Genomic DNA, 14,721 nt, shown 5'->3' with positions numbered 1-14,721 from the left:
AGCGATCCGCCAGGCGCGTTGAGGGAGGGCCGCCCGCTGACCGTCCACACGCTCAATGCACTCCTGCTCGCCTGCTCGCTCGTCCTGCTCGTCGCCGTGGCGGCGGTGCGCCTCTCCTCGCGCAGCGGCCTTCCCAGCCTGCTCGTCTACCTCGGCATCGGCATCGCGATGGGGCAGGACGGCATAGGCAACATCGCCTTCGACAACGCCGAGCTGACCCAGGTCATCGGGTACGCGGCCCTCGTCGTGATCCTCGCCGAGGGCGGTCTCGGCACGAAGTGGACGCAGATCAGACCGGCCCTGCCCGCGGCGGCCGTGCTGTCGACGCTGGGCGTCGCGGTGAGCGTCGGCGTGACGGCCGCGGGCGCGCACTACCTGGTGGGGCTGGAGTGGCGGCAGGCCCTGCTGATCGGCGCGGTGGTCTCCTCGACCGACGCGGCGGCCGTCTTCTCGGTGCTGCGGAAGGTGCCGCTCCCCTCCCGGATCACGGGCGTGCTGGAAGCGGAGTCCGGTTTCAACGACGCGCCCGTCGTCATCCTGGTCGTCGCCCTGTCGGCGGCGGAGCCCGTCCACTCCTGGTACGTCCTGGTCGGCGAGATCGCGCTGGAGCTGGCCATCGGCGCGGCGATCGGCCTCGCCGTCGGCTTCCTGGGGGCCTACGGGCTGCGGCACGTGGCGCTGCCCGCCTCGGGCCTGTACCCGATCGCCGTGATGGCGATCGCGGTGTCCGCGTACGCGGCCGGGGCGATGGCGCACGGCTCCGGCTTCCTCGCCGTGTACCTGGCCTCCGTGGTGCTGGGGAACGCGAAGCTGCCGCACTGGCCGGCCACGCGCGGGTTCGCGGACGGGCTCGGCTGGATCGCCCAGATCGGCATGTTCGTCCTGCTGGGTCTGCTGGTCACGCCGCACGAGCTGGCCGGGGACTTCTGGCCGGCGGTGGTCATCGGCCTGGTGCTGACGATGGTGGCGCGGCCGCTGTCGGTGTTCGCCGGCCTGCTGCCGTTCGGGCTGCCCTGGCAGGAGAAGGCGCTGATGTCGTGGGCGGGCCTGCGCGGCGCCGTCCCCATCATCCTGGCGACGATCCCCATGGTGACGGGCATCGAGGGCAGCGACCGCGTCTTCAACATCGTCTTCGTGCTGGTCGTCGTCTACACGCTGGTCCAGGGGCCGACGCTGCCCTGGGCGGCGCGCAAGCTGAACCTCGGGGCCGGTGACGAGACGGCCACCGACCTGGGCATCGAGTCCGCCCCGCTGGAGAAGCTCCGCGGGCACCTGCTGTCCTTCTCCATCCCGGCGGCCTCGCGGATGCACGGCGTCGAGGTGAGCGAGCTGCGGCTGCCGCCGGGTGCCTCGGTGACGCTGGTGGTCCGGAACTCCGAGAGCTTCGTGCCGCTGCCGTCGACGGTGCTGCGGAGGGGGGACGAGCTGCTGGTGGTGGCCACGGACCCGGTACGGGACGCGGCGGAGGCGCGGCTGCGGGCGGTCACCCGGGGCGGCAAGCTGGCCGGGTGGCTGGGGACGGGGAACGGAACCGGCCACGGTCCCGGGCGCCGCGCGGACCACGGGCTCCGGCACAGGCGCCGCCCCGGCGGGTGACCGTCCGCGGGCTCGGGGCGCCTCGTTTCGCGGGGGTCCGGAGGCCCGTACGGCTTTGAACGGCGCTCAAATTCGGCCATTTTCGATGGATTATGCAGGGCTTTGCCCTTGTTCCATGGTCCACGGAGGATGGAGTTCCACTTAATCGCAGGCAAAGGCACGGCTTGTCAGCGGAATCACAGGGCGTGATAGCGGAGCTGCCTGTACCCTAAAGGCACACCACATCGAACCAACTCTGCCTGATGCAGAGCTGGCGCGACCGCAAAGCGGCCGTGGCTGCCCCCGCAGTGGGCGCCCAGGTATCACTCGGTTCTGCGCAAGAGGACAGCTCTCGGGGCTCCTACGTACGGGTGCGGCCGCTCACCAGCGAAACACCTCCGCAGACCGGGAGCTCTACCAGGCAGCGGAAAGGCCAGGCCGTGACATCCGCGGTCACGACCGACACGTCCGCCCGACCCGGTTACGGACAGCTGCTGCGCACTCCCGGGGCCCTCGGCTTCGTACTCCCGGGGTTCGCCGCCCGCCTCCCCTTCGGCATGCTGACGATCAGCATCCTGCTCCTGGTGCAGCACACCACAGGCTCGTACGCGAGCGCCGGCATCGTCTCCGCCGTCACCGGCATCTCGATGGCGCTGTTCGCCCCGGTCATGGGCTCCCTCACCGACCGCCACGGCCAGAGCGCCGTGCTCGTCCCCGGCGTCCTCGCGCACGCCGCCGCCGTCGGCGGGCTCGTCGCCCTCGCGCTGGCGGACGCCCCGCTGTGGGCGCTGGCGGCGGCCGCCGTCCCGACCGGCGCCTCCGTGCCGCAGGTCGGCCCCATGGTGCGGGCCCGCTGGGCCGCCCGCCTGGAGGGCTCGCCGCTGCTGCCGACCGCCGCCGCGTTCGAGTCCGTCACCGACGAGTTCACCTTCGTGGTCGGCCCCGTCCTCGCCACCGCCCTGTGCACCGGCGTCCACCCGGCCGCCGGCCTGGCCACCGAGGCCGTGCTCACCCTCGTCGGCGGCCTCGTCTTCGCCGCCCGCCGCGCCTCCCAGCCCCGCGCGCACGCCCACCACGAGGGTGCCGCCGTCCGCCGCGGCTCCGCGCTGGCCCACCCCGGCCTGCGCGTCCTGATCGCCGCCTTCCTCGGCATCGGCGCCGTCTTCGGCGGCATGCAGGTGTCGCTCGCCGCCTTCTCCAACGAGATCGGCAACCCGGGCGCGAACGGCGTGCTCTACGGCGTCTTCGCCGCCGGCAACATGATCGCGGGCATCGCCTGCGGCGCCATCGCCTGGAAGATCGGCCCGCGCCGCCGCCTGCTGCTCGGATACGCCGGCCTGACCGCGGCCGCGTCGGTGCTGTGGACCGCGGACTCCGCGCTCCTGCTCGGCGGGCTCGGCCTCCTCGTCGGCCTGTGCATCGCCCCGGCCCTGATCACCGGCTACACCATGGTCGAGGCGCTGGTCCCGGCGAACGCCCGGACCGAGGCCTTCACCTGGCTCACCGGCGCCGTCGCGTTCGGCCAGGCCGTGGCCGTGATCGTGGCCGGCAACCTGACGGACTCGCACGGCTCCGCGTACGGCTTCCTCGTCCCGATGGCCGGCACCGTCCTGGCCTTCGCCACCCTGGTCGCCCTGCGCGCCCGGCTGGCGCCCAAGGCCCCGAGCCGCGTCGTCGGCGCCTCCGCGGCCCGCACGGACACCTCCGAAGGGCGTGGCGTCGGTCACCGCACGCCGGTGACGGTGGACTGATCGGACGGAATGCGTCACCATGGAGCATCGTTAGCACTCATCGAGTCAGAGTGCCAGGAGGAAATTCGTGCCGACCTACCAGTACCAGTGCACCGACTGCGGTGAGGGCCTTGAGGCCGTGCAGAAGTTCACCGACGACGCACTGACCGAGTGCCCGAGCTGCCAGGGACGCCTGAAGAAGGTGTTCTCCGCGGTCGGCATCGTCTTCAAGGGATCCGGTTTCTACCGCAACGACAGCCGCGGCGCCTCGTCGAGCAGCACCCCGGCCTCCACGCCGAAGCCGGCCGCCGCCGCTCCGGCCGCGTCGTCGAGCAGCAGCTCCACCTCGGCCGCCTGATCCCGCTCCATGCCTTGCGAGGCCCCGCCGCCCTTCCGGCCGGCGGGGCCTTCCGCATGCCCCGTTAGGGTGATCGCATGACTGACGCAGAGATCGGTGTCATCGGCGGATCCGGCTTCTACTCCTTCCTGGAGGACGTGACCGAGGTCCAGGTGGACACCCCGTACGGGGCCCCGAGCGACTCCCTCTTCCTCGGCGAGCTGGCCGGGCGGAAGATCGCCTTCCTGCCCCGCCACGGCCGGGGCCACAAGGTTCCGCCGCACCGCATCAACTACCGCGCCAACCTGTGGGCGCTGCGCGCGGCCGGCGTGCGCCAGGTGCTCGGCCCCTGCGCGGTCGGCGGGCTGCGCGCCGAGTACGGCCCGGGGACGCTGCTGGTCCCCGACCAGCTGGTCGACCGTACGAAGTCGCGCGCGCAGACCTTCTTCGATGGCGAGCCCCTCCCCGACGGCTCCGTCCCCAACGTCGTGCACACCACCTTCGCCGACCCCTACTGCCCGGCCGGCCGCGCGGCGGCCCTGGCCTCGGCGCGCGGCCGCGGGTGGGAGCCGGTCGACGGCGGCACGATGGTCGTGGTCGAGGGGCCGCGGTTCTCGACGCGCGCCGAATCGCAGTGGCACGCGGCGATGGGCTGGTCGGTGGTGGGCATGACGGGCCACCCGGAGGCGGTCCTCGCCCGCGAGCTGGGGCTCTGCTACACGTCGATGGCGCTGGTCACGGACCTGGACGCGGGCGCGGAGACCGGCGAGGGCGTCTCGCACACCGAGGTGCTCCGGGTCTTCGGCGAGAACGTCGGCCGGCTGCGCGAGGTCCTCTTCGACGCGGTGGCGGCGCTGCCGGCGACGGAGAGCCGGGACTGCCTGTGCACGCACGCGCACGACGGCTGGGACCTGGGGATCGAGCTGCCGTAGCCGGCGCGCGCACGGCGGCTGCCCGCGTACGGGGCTGCGTGCCTACGGGGCCGCGTGCGTACGGGGGCCGCGTACGCGGCGGGAGGGCCACCCGGGAGGGCGAGGCGGTTGTCCACAACCCCGGGGCCGTCCACAGGTCCGAGCGGGGCCGGCCGGGGAGGCGGATCGTGGGGGTGTCCGGACGCCGGGTCCGGACCGCGAACCCGACCTCCTGGTGGTGGCAGCCATGTCCTCCGACACCCTCGACAGCCTCGACACCCGCCTCTCCCCCTGCCCGCCTGCTCTCTCCTCCTGCCCGCCCGCGCGGCGCGTGCCCGCCTTCGCGCCGCTGCGGGTCGGCCCCGGCCGCTGGCGGCTGCGCCTGGTCCCGCGCATGCGGCGGCGCACCGCCTCCGGGGCGCTGGCCGCGGCCGCGGCCGTGCTCGCGGTGGCGGGCGGCGGCCAGGCCGCCCAGGCCTCGCGCGGCGCACCACCGCCGGCGGCGGGGCCCCCTCCCGCGGCCGTGCGGACGGTGTCGGCGCCGGTGCGCATCGCGGACGCGGCGACCGTACGGCTGCTGCGCCCGGGCGACCGGGTGGACGTCGTCGCGGCCGAGCGCTCGGGGCCGCCGCGGGTGGTCGCGGCGGGAGCCCGGGTGGACCGGGTTCCCGCCCCCGCCGAGGAGACCGGGGCGGGCGGGGACGGCGGGGCGCTGGTGGTGCTGTCGGTGCCCCGGGAGACCGCGCGGGAGCTGGTGGGGGCGGCGGCCACGGCCCGGCTGGCGGTGGCGCTGTGCTGAGGCGGCGGGGCGCCGCGAATCGGACTGGAGTGCCGTCGGTCCACCGCGGACGGGCGCCCGATTGGACACGGCCGTGCCCGACTGCCGTAGCTTTCGGAACCGTTGGCTCCATGTACGGCGGATTCGAGGAAGGGCTCAGTCGTGAGCAAGAACAAGGAAAGCATCCTGGCGGGCTTCAAGGCCTTCCTGATGCGGGGCAACGTGGTCGACCTGGCCGTCGCGGTGGTCATCGGCGCGGCGTTCACCAACATCGTGAACTCGGTGGTGAAGGGCATCATCAGCCCGCTGGTCGGCGCGATCGGCACCAAGAGCCTGGACGTGTACTCCTCCTGCCTGAAGGGCCCCTGCGGGGTCGACGAGAAGGGCGAGGCGATCGGCGTCAACATCCTGTGGGGCTCGGTGCTGAACGCCACCCTGACCTTCCTGATCACGGCGGCCGTCGTCTACTTCCTGATGGTGCTGCCGATGGCCAAGTACCTGGCCAGGGTGGAGGAGCGCCGCAAGGCCCGCGAGGGCGTGCAGGAGACCATCGAGGTCACCGAGCTGGAGGTGCTGAAGGAGATCCGCAACGAGCTGGTCGCCCAGCGCGCCCTCAACGGCGGCGGCTCCGGCACCCCCGGTTCGCGCCTCTAGGCGGTCCGGCCTGTCACAGGTGGTGGGGCGGCTTCTCGTCGAGGAAGCGGGCCAGGTCGGCCGCGCTCCCCGCGGCGGGCGGCCGCTCCCCCCAGCCGCGGTCGGTGTCGTCCGAGGACTGCTGGTCCAGCGGGTCGTCGAAGACCAGCCGCGGCTTCGGCTTCTTCGGCGCCGGCTCGGCCGCGGGCTCGGGGCGGCGGTCTCCGGAGGCGGGGGCGGTGCTCATGCCTCCAGGGTACGGCCGGTCCCGGGCGCCCTCCGCGCCCCCGGCGCACGCCCGCCCGGGGCACGCGGGCGCGCACGGCCGCGCGCCTCGCCTGCCGCCGCTGCCTCGGCTGGTGTCCTGGCGGCATGGCGTACGCAACCATGACCGCCCGCGACCGGGAGGAAGGGCACCGGTCCGCGACGGCGCTGGAGCTGTTCTTCGACCTGTGCTTCGTCGTGGCGGTGGCCCAGGCCGGCCGGCAACTGGTCCATGCCCTCGCCGAAGACCACGTGGCCCAGGGCGTGACCGGCTACCTGTTCGTCTTCTTCGGCATCTGGTGGGCCTGGATGAACTTCACCTGGTTCGCCTCCGCCTACGACGTCGACGACGTGCCGTACCGGGTCGCGACCCTCGTGCAGATCTCCGGCGTGCTCATCTACTCGGCGGGCATCCCGCGCGCGTTCAACGACAACGACTGGACCGTCGCCGTCCTCGGCTACGTGGTGATGCGCCTGGCACTGACCGTGCAGTGGCTGCGGGCCGCGGCCGGGGAGAGCGGGCCGGCCCGCCGCTGCGCGCTCACCTACGCCGCCGGGCTCGTCGTCTGCCAGATCGGCTGGGTGGGACTGCTCGCGGCTCCCGAGTCGGCCCGCCGGTGGCTGTTCCTGGTGCTGGTGGCGGCCGAGCTGCTCGTCCCGGTGATCGCCGAGCGGAAGCACCAGACGCCCTGGCACCCGCACCACATCGCCGAGCGGTACGGCCTGTTCACCATCATCGTCCTGGGCGAGACCATCGCGGCGAGCACGGTCGCCGTCCAGTCCGCGCTCGACGAGCACGAGGCGCTGGACCTGCTGCTGCCCATCGCGGCCGGCGGCCTGCTGCTGGTGTTCTCGGCCTGGTGGATCTACTTCGCCGTCCCGGCGCACGACCGGCTGCGCACCAACCGCGAGGCGATCCCGTGGGGCTACGGGCACTATGTGGTCTTCGCTTCGGCGGCGGCGATCGGTGCGGGCATCGAGGTGGCCGTCGAGCACGCCGTCGGCAAGGCGCACCTGTCGCAGACGGCGGCCAACCTCGCGGTGACCGTTCCGGCGGCGCTGTTCCTCGCGTTCGTGTGGCTGCTGCACGCACGGCACTTCAAGCACGGCGCGGCCCGGCAGCTCACCCTGCCCGTGGCGGCGCTGGCCGTCCTCGCCTGCGCGTGGACCGGCGCATACGCGGTGCTGTGGGCCGGGCTGGTCGCGGCGGCGACGGTCGCGGTCGGCGTGACCTCGGCCCGGTCGGAGCGTTCTGGTGCGTGAGGAGCGCGCGCGGCGACGGCCGCCGGGGGTGCGCCTGCGACAGGAAGAAGGCGCGATGGAAGTCCCGGTTCAGCGGCACGCGGAGGCCGGCCCGGCGGTGGCGGAGTGCGGGGAGCTCGCCGACCCCGCGTTCTGGCGGCAGCCGCCCCGGGCGCGGCTCGACGCCTTCGCCCGGCTGCGGGCCCTCGGCTCTCCCGTGTACGTGCCCGAGGGCCGGGGCCGCGGGCACTGGGCGCTGCTGCGGCACGCGGACGTGCAGGAGGCGAGCCGGCTGCCGAAGGTCTTCGCGAGCGCCCCCGGGGTCACCACGCCCGAGCCGGCGCGGTGGGTGCGGGCCCTGTTCGGCGACTCGATGGTGAACCTCGACGGCGCGGACCACGCCCGGCTGCGCAAGGTGGTCCAGCGGGCGTTCACGCCGCGGCTGCTGGCGGCGGCCGAGGCGGACATCCACGCGGTAGCCGCCCGGATCGTGGACGACGTCCTGGCGGAGCGGCCCGACGAGTTCGTCTCGGCGGTGTCCTCCCGGCTGCCGCTGGAGGTCATCTGCAACATGATGGGCATTCCGGAGCGGTACCGGCCGGAGATCGCCGACCGCGTCAACCACGCCTCGGAGAACATCGGCGTGGAGCGGGGCCTGGCCTCCCGGCTGCGGATGCCGGGGCGGGGGCTGCGGGCGCTGGCCCGCATGCAGCGGATGGTCGCGGCGATCGGGCGGGAGCGCCGCCGCAACCCCGGGGACGACCTGATCTCCGCGCTGGTCTGCGCGAACGTCGACGGGCAGGCGCTCGGCGCCCGCCAACTGGGCGCCTTCTTCTCGCTGCTGATGGTCGCCGGGGTGGAGACGACGCGCAATGCGATCACGCACGGGCTGAGCCTGCTGACCGACCACCCCGGCCAGCGGGACCTCCTGCTGGGGGACTTCGAGGCGTACGCGGACGGCGCCGTCGACGAGATGATCCGGCACTCGACGCCGATCATCCAGTTCCGCCGGACGGTCGTCGCCGAGCACGAGCTGGGCGGGCGCCTGTTCCGGCCGGGCGAGAAGGCGGTGCTGTACTACGCCTCCGCCAACCGGGACGAGGCGGTCTTCCCCGACCCGGACGCCTTCGACATCACCCGCTCGCCCAACCCGCACCTCGGTTTCGGCGGCGGCGGACCGCACTTCTGCCTGGGCGCGCACCTGGCCCGGGTGGAGATGAAGGCCCTGTTCCGGGAGTTGCTGACCCGACCGGTCGGGCTGCGCGCCGTGGGCCTGCCGGACCTCGCGGGGTCGAACTTCGACAACCGGGTCCGCTCGCTGCGCTTCGCCTTCGACGCCCCCGGCGGCGCCTGACACGGCGGCCGCGGCCGCGGGCGGCCGCCGGGCCGTGCGCCGCCGCCGGGCCGCACGTGCGGGCGGGCGGCTACTGGAGGCGGCGTACCGACAGGACGCAGTGGGCGCTGCTGGTGAGGACCGCCTCGTCGCCCGCGAACGCCTTGAGGGCGTCGGGGTCGACGGGGCGGCCGGGCACGGCCTCGGGCCAGGCACGGGTGGCGAACAGGAAGTAGACCTGGCCGTTCTCGTTGGCGGCGGCGACCCACTCGTCGGGGGCGGTGCAGGTGGCGTTCAGGCCCGGCATGGTCAGGGCCACCTGGTTGTCGGCGAGCACCACCTGCACCGGGAAGGCAGCCGGGTTGTGGGTGCCGTCCTCGACGACGTCGCCGATGCGCAGGCCCATCTCCCCGAGGAGCGCGCGGGCGGCCTCCTCGCCCGCCTCGCGGCCCTGCGGCCCGTCGCCGAGCGCGTAGGCGAGGAGGTAGGGGACGTCGTGTCCTTCGGAGGGGTCGCCGATCCATGCGAGGACCGAAAGGGTGCCGAGCAGGGTCCGGTCGGTTGCCGCTTGTGTGGAAGTCATGCGCCGCACCCTAGTGGCCCTTCCGAAGGGCTCCGACGGCCTTTCACCCGGGCGGGCTATACGGCCCAGAATCCCTCTCCGGAATTCGCCTGGACGTTCGCGTCGTGGTATTCGATCCGTACGATGCGGGCGTTCTTCGGAATTTCGAACACGACCCATCCCTCGACCCGTTCGCCGACCGCGAGGGAATCGAACACGAGGGGTTTGCCGGTGGTGAGTTCACCGGTCCGCACGACCGGGTGGCGCTGCCCGGCGCTGTCGTGCGCCCACATCCCGCCGAGCGCCCCGTACGAGGCCCCGCCGATGTTGGCGAACGACATCGAGGCGGCCACCCAGCGCTTGCCGGCGGGCGGGGAGTAGTTCTTGTCGACGCTGACGGCCGGGTCGACGTACGCGTTCAGCACGGCCTGCAGGTGCCGGCCCACCTGCCGGCCGTGGACCTGTACGGCGTCCCCGACGTGCACTTCCTTCACGGCGCCGCGGACGGGGCCGGACCCGGCGCCGTCGTCGCCCGGCGCGCCGTCGTCGACCGGGGCGGCGGGCACCGCGGCGGGCGCGGACGCGGCGCGGTCGGGCGCCGGTGAGCAGGCCGTGCCGCCGAGCAGCAGGAGCGGCAGGAGGGCTGCGGCGGCGAGGGCGGGGGCGGAGGCGGACTGGCGCATGCGCGATCCCTTCGGGGACCTTCGGGGACGTATTCCGGCCAGTCTCACGCCCCCGAGCGGGGAATTGCACACACCGACACGGATGTACGGGACGAGTTGTCCCGCCGTCTGCCACCACAATGCGTTGCGGCGGAATACCGCCAGGAAAGAACGACCCGGAGGAACCATGTCCATTCGCTCGACCCGCATCCCCCTGACCGTCCTGGCGGCGCTGGCAGCGGCAACCGCTTTCGCGGCGCCCGCCGGCGCGACCGTGTACGAGCAGGAGATTTCCGTCCACCCCTACGCGCAGCTCGCCGCGGACGGCACGATCACCCTTTCCGGGTCCTACAGGTGCAACGCGGCATCACCCTCGGGGGCGATGCAGATCTCCGCGACGGTCGTGCAGGAGGGCACCCGCCTGACCACCACCGCCGAGGAGTCCCCGGTCTGCGACGGCACCGAGCGCGCGTGGCGCGGCACGGCCGGCACCCCGGAGGGCCTGGGCCTCCCCGGCGGGATCCACGAGGGCGAGGCCCTCTTCGAGGCGCGGCTCCAGGAGATCGGCTTCTCCGGCGCGGGCCTGCTGCCCTCGTCGGTCGACGCGGTCGCCGTGGACAGCCGCTCCGGCCACGTCGGCGGCTGATGCCGCGGGCAAAGGTTTCGCCGGAGCGCCCGCCGGTAGCCGCCGCTACCGGCAGGCGGGCGCCATGCCGGTCATCGACATGAATGCCACGGACCGGCAGCCGGCGTCCCCCGCCGGGCTCCCGGCGGCCCCGGCGCGCTCCGCGACCTCCGGTACGACGGCCCCGAGCAGGAGCAGCGCCAGCAGCCCGCCGGCCGCGCGCCGCGCGCTCAGGCGGCGCCGCACGGCGGCCTCCGGTTCACGCATGCCGCGTCGTACGTCCTCGGTCTCATGAACCGCATCATCACCCCGCGCACCACATGCCACAACTCCGTGTGACGGCACGACCACCGTCCGCCGTGTCCTCATCCGGCGCCGTGCAGGCTGACGGGCGCGTCGAACTCGCACCACACCGCCTTGCCGTCGCCCCTCGACTCCACGCCCCAGTGCGTGGCCAGCGCGTCCACCAGCAGCAGGCCCCGCCCGGTCGTCGCGGCCTCCCCCGGGGTCCGCCGCCGCGGCCACACGCTGGAACGGTCCTTCACCCACAGCCGGATCCGCCGCACCGGCTCGGGCAGCACCTCCATCGTCAGCACCGCTCCGCCGTCCGTGTGCAGCAGGGCGTTGACCAGCAGCTCGCCGGCCGCCAGCTCCACGTCGTCCGCGAGGTCGGGCATGCCCCAGTCGCGCAGCGCCTGCCGCAGCGCGTACCGGGCCTCCGACAGGCCCTCCGGATCCGCCTGGTGGACGTACTGGTGGATCCGCGGCGCCCGGTGCGTGCCCGGGTCCGGGGCCCGGCGCAGCACCAGCAGTGCCACGTCGTCGCCGGAGCCCCAGCGCTCCCACAGCCGGTCCGAGAGGTGGTCGGCGAGCGCCCCCGCCTCCTGCGGGCCGCTGCGGACGGCGTGCGCGAGCGCCTCCATCCCCTGGGTGATGGTCGTGCCCGGTTCCTCCACCAGCCCGTCCGTGCACAGCACGAGCGTCTCCCCCGGCACCAGGTCCAGCCGCGTCTCGGGGAACTCCTCCTGCTCGAACGCCGAGGCCAGGCCGAGCGGCAGCCCGCCGCGCACCTTCGGCCAGCCGGTGCGCCCGTCCGTGTGCCGGATGAGCGGCCCCAGGTGCCCGGCGCGCACGGCCCGCACGCCGCCGGTCTCCAGGTCGACCTGCGCGTACATGCACGTCGCGAACCGCTCGGTGTCCAGTTCGGCGAGGAAGCGGGAGGCCCGCGCCAGCACCGTCGAGGGCGGGTGCCCCTCGCCCGCGTACGCCCGCAGCGCGATCCGCAGCTGGCCCATGATGGCCGCGGCGTGCGTGTCGTGGCCCTGCACGTCCCCGACGACGAGGCCGACGCGGTCCCGGGGCAGCGCGATCACGTCGTACCAGTCCCCGCCCACCTCGCGCCCGCTCCACGCCGAGTGGTAGCGCACCGCGATCTCCCCGCCGTGGATCTCCGGGATGCGGCGCGGCAGCATCGAGGCCTGCAGCCCCGTCGCGAACTCGCGCTCCTGGTCGAACAGCAGCGCCCGCTGGAGGGACTGCGCGACGATGCCGGCGAGGCCCAGGCACAGGTTCTGCTCCTCCGGGCTGAAGTCGGTGCGCCGCCGGTAGAACAGCACGAGCCCGCCGATCGCCTTGGCCTGCGCGATCAGCGGCAGGTAGGCGGCGCCCTCGTAGCGGATCCGGCCCAGGTAGTCGGCCAGCAGCGGGAACTCCCCGGCCAGCTCCGCCAGCGAGGTGACGAACCTGGCCTGGCCGGTCAGGACGGTCCGGGAGAGCGGCAGTGAGCCGTCCAGCCGGGTGAACCTGCGCTCGGCGAGGATCTCCAGGGACTCCCCGCTCAGCGCGATGACCTTCATCGCGTCGTTCTCGACGAGGCTCAGGGCCAGCCCGTCCGCGCCGAGCCGCTCCAGCGCGCCCGCGCCGGTCAGCGCCGCCGTGACGTCGTCGACGGTCACCGCCCGGGACAGCGCCTCCGTGGTCCGCTGCACGATCGTGGCCTGCCGGGCCCGCGCCGACTCCAGCTTCCGCAGCACGGTGGCGTGCGCGAGCTCCGCGGTCGCGTCGCGGACGATGCCCGCGATCCGGCGGGGCGTCCCGCCGTCGTCCCGCAGGATGCGGCCCTGGGTGTGGGTCCACTGGTCGACGCCGTCGCGGCGGCGCACCGTGAAGTACGAGCCGTACGTCTCGGCGCCCCCGTCCAGCGCGGCGCGCACCGCCTCCGCCAGCCGGTTCCCGTCGTCCGGGGGGATGCGCAGGCCGAGGCCCTCCGGGGTCCCGTCGAACTCGTCGGGATCCAGGTCGAAGACCACGAGCCCGGCCCCGTCCAGGGCCAGCGCCCCGGCGTCCAGGTCCCACTCGAAGCTGCCCATGCGGTTCAGCGCGAGGCGCTCCCCGGGGCCCGTCACCGCGCCGCCGCGGTTCCGTCCGGATCCGTCGTGCTCCGCCGCTGCCAATGGACACACACCACCTAACGGCCTGGCCAGCACGGCTGGGAGATCAGCCGCTCCCACTCCTCGTCAGGATGCCCCGGAAGGGTGCGCCCGGCCTCCCGCCAGCGCTCCAGGAGCGAAAGGTAGATCGTCGGTCGGTCGGGGGCGGCGGGCGCCGGAGGCCCGTACGGGCCGGGGTGGTACGGGCCGGGGCCGGCCGCGGCGGGCCGCTCCGCCCGGCTTGCGGGGATCCGTACCCAGCCCCGGCCCTGTGCTCGCTGCTCCGCAGTCATCGCGGACCCCTCTCACCTCACCGCAGAGACGTCTTCGGACGACCCCCGGCCCGCCCGGGCGGGGCGGGGGGCCCGGAGGGGGCCCGCCGGCCGGCTGCGGGCGCCGAGCCGCTTTCGGACTCCCCCGACCAGTCTCCCCGCAGTGAACCCCGCACCGTGCACGAATCGCATGGAAGGGCCGAATGAGGGAGCCGTCAGCAGCCCCGCGAAGAAGAGCCCCGGCCACGAGGACTCGAAACCGGATGTCAGCTCCGGTGTGCGGCCCGCCCCGACGGTGTCCAGCGCGTCCCGCAGCCGGGCGTCCAACAGGTCCAGCCGCGCCAGGTCGGGCGCGAAGCCGGTGGCCGCGATCACGTGCGCGACGTCCAGGACGACGGACTCGCCGGCCGCGGTCGTCAGCCCGAGCCGGGTCCGGTCCCCCACGGCCACCGCACGGTGCAGCCGGTGCCCCAGCAGCACCGGCACGCTCCGCTCGAAGCGGTCCCGCAGCCACCACGCCCCGGCGGGCCCGAGCGCGGTGGCGGCGATCCGCTCGCGGTGCGCGGCGGGCAGCCGGCGCACCGCCCACGGAAGCTCGGCCCACGCCCAGGTGCGCCAGCCGCTGCCGAGGCCGCTGTGCGGGCGGCGCAGGGCCTGCAGGGCGGGCCGCTCCAGCGGCGGCGGGACGGTGTTCCAGCCGATCCCGGAGCGCCGGGCGACGAGGCAGGGGCGGGCCCCGCTCTCGGCGAGCAGGGCCGCCGTCTCCAGCGCGGCCTGCCCGGCGCCGATCACCGCGACCTCCCGGCCGGCGAACCGCGCCAGGTCGCGGTGGCCGGTGCTGTGCGAGCAGTGGCCTGGCGGCAGGGCGCGCAGCGCCTGCGGTTGGCGTACGAAGGGCATGACACCGACGGCCAGCGCGACCGTCCGGGCGAGCAGCTGCGTGCCCTCGGCGGTCCGGATGCGGAAGCCGTCGCCCTGCGGCGTGACCTCGGTGACGGTGACCTCCTCCACCTCCGGCACCGCCTGCCCCGCGAACCACAGGCCGTACTCGCTGAACGCGCCGATCGGCAGTGGGCGGCCGTGCTCCGCCGCGACGCCGCGGCCCGCGCAGAACTCGGCGAGGGTGTGCCGGCCTCCGGGTGCGGACAGGTTGGAGGCCCACGGCTCGGACTTCAGGAACATGCCCTCGGGCATGTGGTCCCGCCAGGAGGCCATGGGGCGCCCCAGCACCCGCACGCCGATCCCGGCCGCCACCGCGTGCGCGGCGATCGACAGGCCGTACGGACCGGCGCCGACCACGACGAGATCGTCCATCCGCGTCACCGTTCTCCCTCCAGTCTCATGGGTCTCCCGCTGTCCGCTGCGGCG

Annotated in this window: 16 protein-coding genes; 9 read left to right on the top strand and 7 right to left on the bottom strand. The window is 74.4% G+C overall.

The window, feature by feature from the left end:
• Nucleotides 1–18 precede the first annotated feature (18 nt).
• From MUK52_RS18865 to mscL, 6 genes are all read left to right on the top strand, one after another.
• Entirely contained in the window at nt 19–1,596 is a 1,578-nt protein-coding gene (locus tag MUK52_RS18865) for a potassium/proton antiporter (RefSeq protein WP_114057899.1), read from the top strand.
• Between the two features lie 419 nt (nt 1,597–2,015).
• The gene (locus MUK52_RS18860) at nt 2,016–3,326 is read left to right on the top strand and encodes an MFS transporter (protein WP_284578453.1); all 1,311 of its coding nucleotides are present in this window, start codon (nt 2,016–2,018) and stop codon (nt 3,324–3,326) included.
• 67 nt (nt 3,327–3,393) lie between these two features.
• Nucleotides 3,394–3,663, top strand: a complete 270-nt coding sequence (locus tag MUK52_RS18855) for an FmdB family zinc ribbon protein (RefSeq protein ID WP_114057901.1) — start codon at nt 3,394–3,396, stop codon at nt 3,661–3,663.
• Nucleotides 3,664–3,740: 77 nt separating this feature from the next.
• Nucleotides 3,741–4,574 (top strand): S-methyl-5'-thioadenosine phosphorylase, encoded by an 834-nt coding sequence (locus tag MUK52_RS18850; protein WP_114057902.1) that lies wholly within the window; start codon nt 3,741–3,743, stop codon nt 4,572–4,574.
• A gap of 226 nt (nt 4,575–4,800) precedes the next feature.
• Nucleotides 4,801–5,352, top strand: a complete 552-nt coding sequence (locus MUK52_RS18845) for a hypothetical protein (RefSeq protein ID WP_284578450.1) — start codon at nt 4,801–4,803, stop codon at nt 5,350–5,352.
• Between the two features lie 141 nt (nt 5,353–5,493).
• Nucleotides 5,494–5,985, top strand: coding sequence for a large conductance mechanosensitive channel protein MscL (gene mscL / locus MUK52_RS18840; RefSeq protein WP_114057904.1), 492 nt, complete (start codon nt 5,494–5,496; stop codon nt 5,983–5,985).
• 13 nt (nt 5,986–5,998) lie between these two features.
• Here mscL and MUK52_RS18835 read toward each other — a convergent pair whose 3' ends face one another.
• Entirely contained in the window at nt 5,999–6,211 is a 213-nt protein-coding gene (locus tag MUK52_RS18835) for a hypothetical protein (RefSeq protein ID WP_114057905.1), read from the bottom strand.
• Nucleotides 6,212–6,336: 125 nt separating this feature from the next.
• Here MUK52_RS18835 and MUK52_RS18830 point away from each other — a divergent pair, with 125 nt between their 5' ends.
• Complete coding sequence (locus MUK52_RS18830) at nt 6,337–7,491, top strand: low temperature requirement protein A (RefSeq protein ID WP_284578447.1); 1,155 nt, start codon at nt 6,337–6,339, stop codon at nt 7,489–7,491.
• Nucleotides 7,492–7,546: 55 nt separating this feature from the next.
• On the top strand, nt 7,547–8,824 hold the full coding sequence (locus MUK52_RS18825) for a cytochrome P450 (RefSeq protein ID WP_284578445.1): 1,278 nt from the start codon (nt 7,547–7,549) through the stop codon (nt 8,822–8,824).
• Between the two features lie 70 nt (nt 8,825–8,894).
• Here the strand turns inward: MUK52_RS18825 and MUK52_RS18820 are convergent, their stop codons facing one another.
• The gene (locus MUK52_RS18820; protein WP_114058971.1) at nt 8,895–9,386 is read right to left on the bottom strand and encodes a DUF5949 family protein; all 492 of its coding nucleotides are present in this window, start codon (nt 9,384–9,386) and stop codon (nt 8,895–8,897) included.
• Between the two features lie 56 nt (nt 9,387–9,442).
• Nucleotides 9,443–10,048, bottom strand: a complete 606-nt coding sequence (locus MUK52_RS18815; RefSeq protein ID WP_114057907.1) for a DUF4352 domain-containing protein — start codon at nt 10,046–10,048, stop codon at nt 9,443–9,445.
• A 166-nt stretch (nt 10,049–10,214) separates the two neighbouring features.
• Here MUK52_RS18815 and MUK52_RS18810 point away from each other — a divergent pair, with 166 nt between their 5' ends.
• Nucleotides 10,215–10,673, top strand: coding sequence for a DUF6299 family protein (locus tag MUK52_RS18810; protein ID WP_114057908.1), 459 nt, complete (start codon nt 10,215–10,217; stop codon nt 10,671–10,673).
• Nucleotides 10,674–10,718: 45 nt separating this feature from the next.
• Here MUK52_RS18810 and MUK52_RS18805 read toward each other — a convergent pair whose 3' ends face one another.
• From MUK52_RS18805 to MUK52_RS18790, 4 genes are all read right to left on the bottom strand, one after another.
• Nucleotides 10,719–10,919, bottom strand: coding sequence for a hypothetical protein (locus MUK52_RS18805; protein WP_284578440.1), 201 nt, complete (start codon nt 10,917–10,919; stop codon nt 10,719–10,721).
• A 98-nt stretch (nt 10,920–11,017) separates the two neighbouring features.
• Nucleotides 11,018–13,105 carry a SpoIIE family protein phosphatase gene (locus tag MUK52_RS18800; protein WP_472914307.1) on the bottom strand — a complete coding sequence of 696 codons (2,088 nt, stop codon included), beginning with the start codon at nt 13,103–13,105 and terminating at the stop codon, nt 11,018–11,020.
• A gap of 14 nt (nt 13,106–13,119) precedes the next feature.
• On the bottom strand, nt 13,120–13,374 hold the full coding sequence (locus MUK52_RS18795; protein ID WP_114057911.1) for a hypothetical protein: 255 nt from the start codon (nt 13,372–13,374) through the stop codon (nt 13,120–13,122).
• 12 nt (nt 13,375–13,386) lie between these two features.
• On the bottom strand, nt 13,387–14,667 hold the full coding sequence (locus tag MUK52_RS18790; protein ID WP_284578435.1) for an NAD(P)-binding domain-containing protein: 1,281 nt from the start codon (nt 14,665–14,667) through the stop codon (nt 13,387–13,389).
• Nucleotides 14,668–14,721 lie beyond the last annotated feature (54 nt).

The organism is Streptomyces sp. 2P-4 (assembly GCF_030167965.1).
In the GTDB taxonomy this organism is placed as follows: Bacteria; Actinomycetota; Actinomycetes; order Streptomycetales; family Streptomycetaceae; genus Streptomyces; species Streptomyces globosus_A.
The sequence above is the reverse complement of the archived record's forward strand: the minus strand, read 5'-3'. Positions and strand labels throughout refer to the sequence as shown.

Excerpts from the sequence above, each read along its gene's own strand:
- MUK52_RS18790 (WP_284578435.1), bottom strand. The coding sequence starts at position 14,667 with ATGGACGATCTCGTCGTGGTCGGCGCCGGTCCGTACGGCCTGTCGATC.
- MUK52_RS18845 (WP_284578450.1), top strand. The coding sequence starts at position 4,801 with ATGTCCTCCGACACCCTCGACAGCCTCGACACCCGCCTCTCCCCCTGC.
- MUK52_RS18820 (WP_114058971.1), bottom strand. The coding sequence starts at position 9,386 with ATGACTTCCACACAAGCGGCAACCGACCGGACCCTGCTCGGCACCCTT.
- MUK52_RS18835 (WP_114057905.1), bottom strand. The coding sequence starts at position 6,211 with ATGAGCACCGCCCCCGCCTCCGGAGACCGCCGCCCCGAGCCCGCGGCC.
- MUK52_RS18830 (WP_284578447.1), top strand. The coding sequence starts at position 6,337 with ATGGCGTACGCAACCATGACCGCCCGCGACCGGGAGGAAGGGCACCGG.
- MUK52_RS18795 (WP_114057911.1), bottom strand. The coding sequence starts at position 13,374 with ATGACTGCGGAGCAGCGAGCACAGGGCCGGGGCTGGGTACGGATCCCC.
- MUK52_RS18805 (WP_284578440.1), bottom strand. The coding sequence starts at position 10,919 with ATGCGTGAACCGGAGGCCGCCGTGCGGCGCCGCCTGAGCGCGCGGCGC.
- MUK52_RS18810 (WP_114057908.1), top strand. The coding sequence starts at position 10,215 with ATGTCCATTCGCTCGACCCGCATCCCCCTGACCGTCCTGGCGGCGCTG.
- MUK52_RS18850 (WP_114057902.1), top strand. The coding sequence starts at position 3,741 with ATGACTGACGCAGAGATCGGTGTCATCGGCGGATCCGGCTTCTACTCC.
- MUK52_RS18825 (WP_284578445.1), top strand. The coding sequence starts at position 7,547 with ATGGAAGTCCCGGTTCAGCGGCACGCGGAGGCCGGCCCGGCGGTGGCG.
- MUK52_RS18815 (WP_114057907.1), bottom strand. The coding sequence starts at position 10,048 with ATGCGCCAGTCCGCCTCCGCCCCCGCCCTCGCCGCCGCAGCCCTCCTG.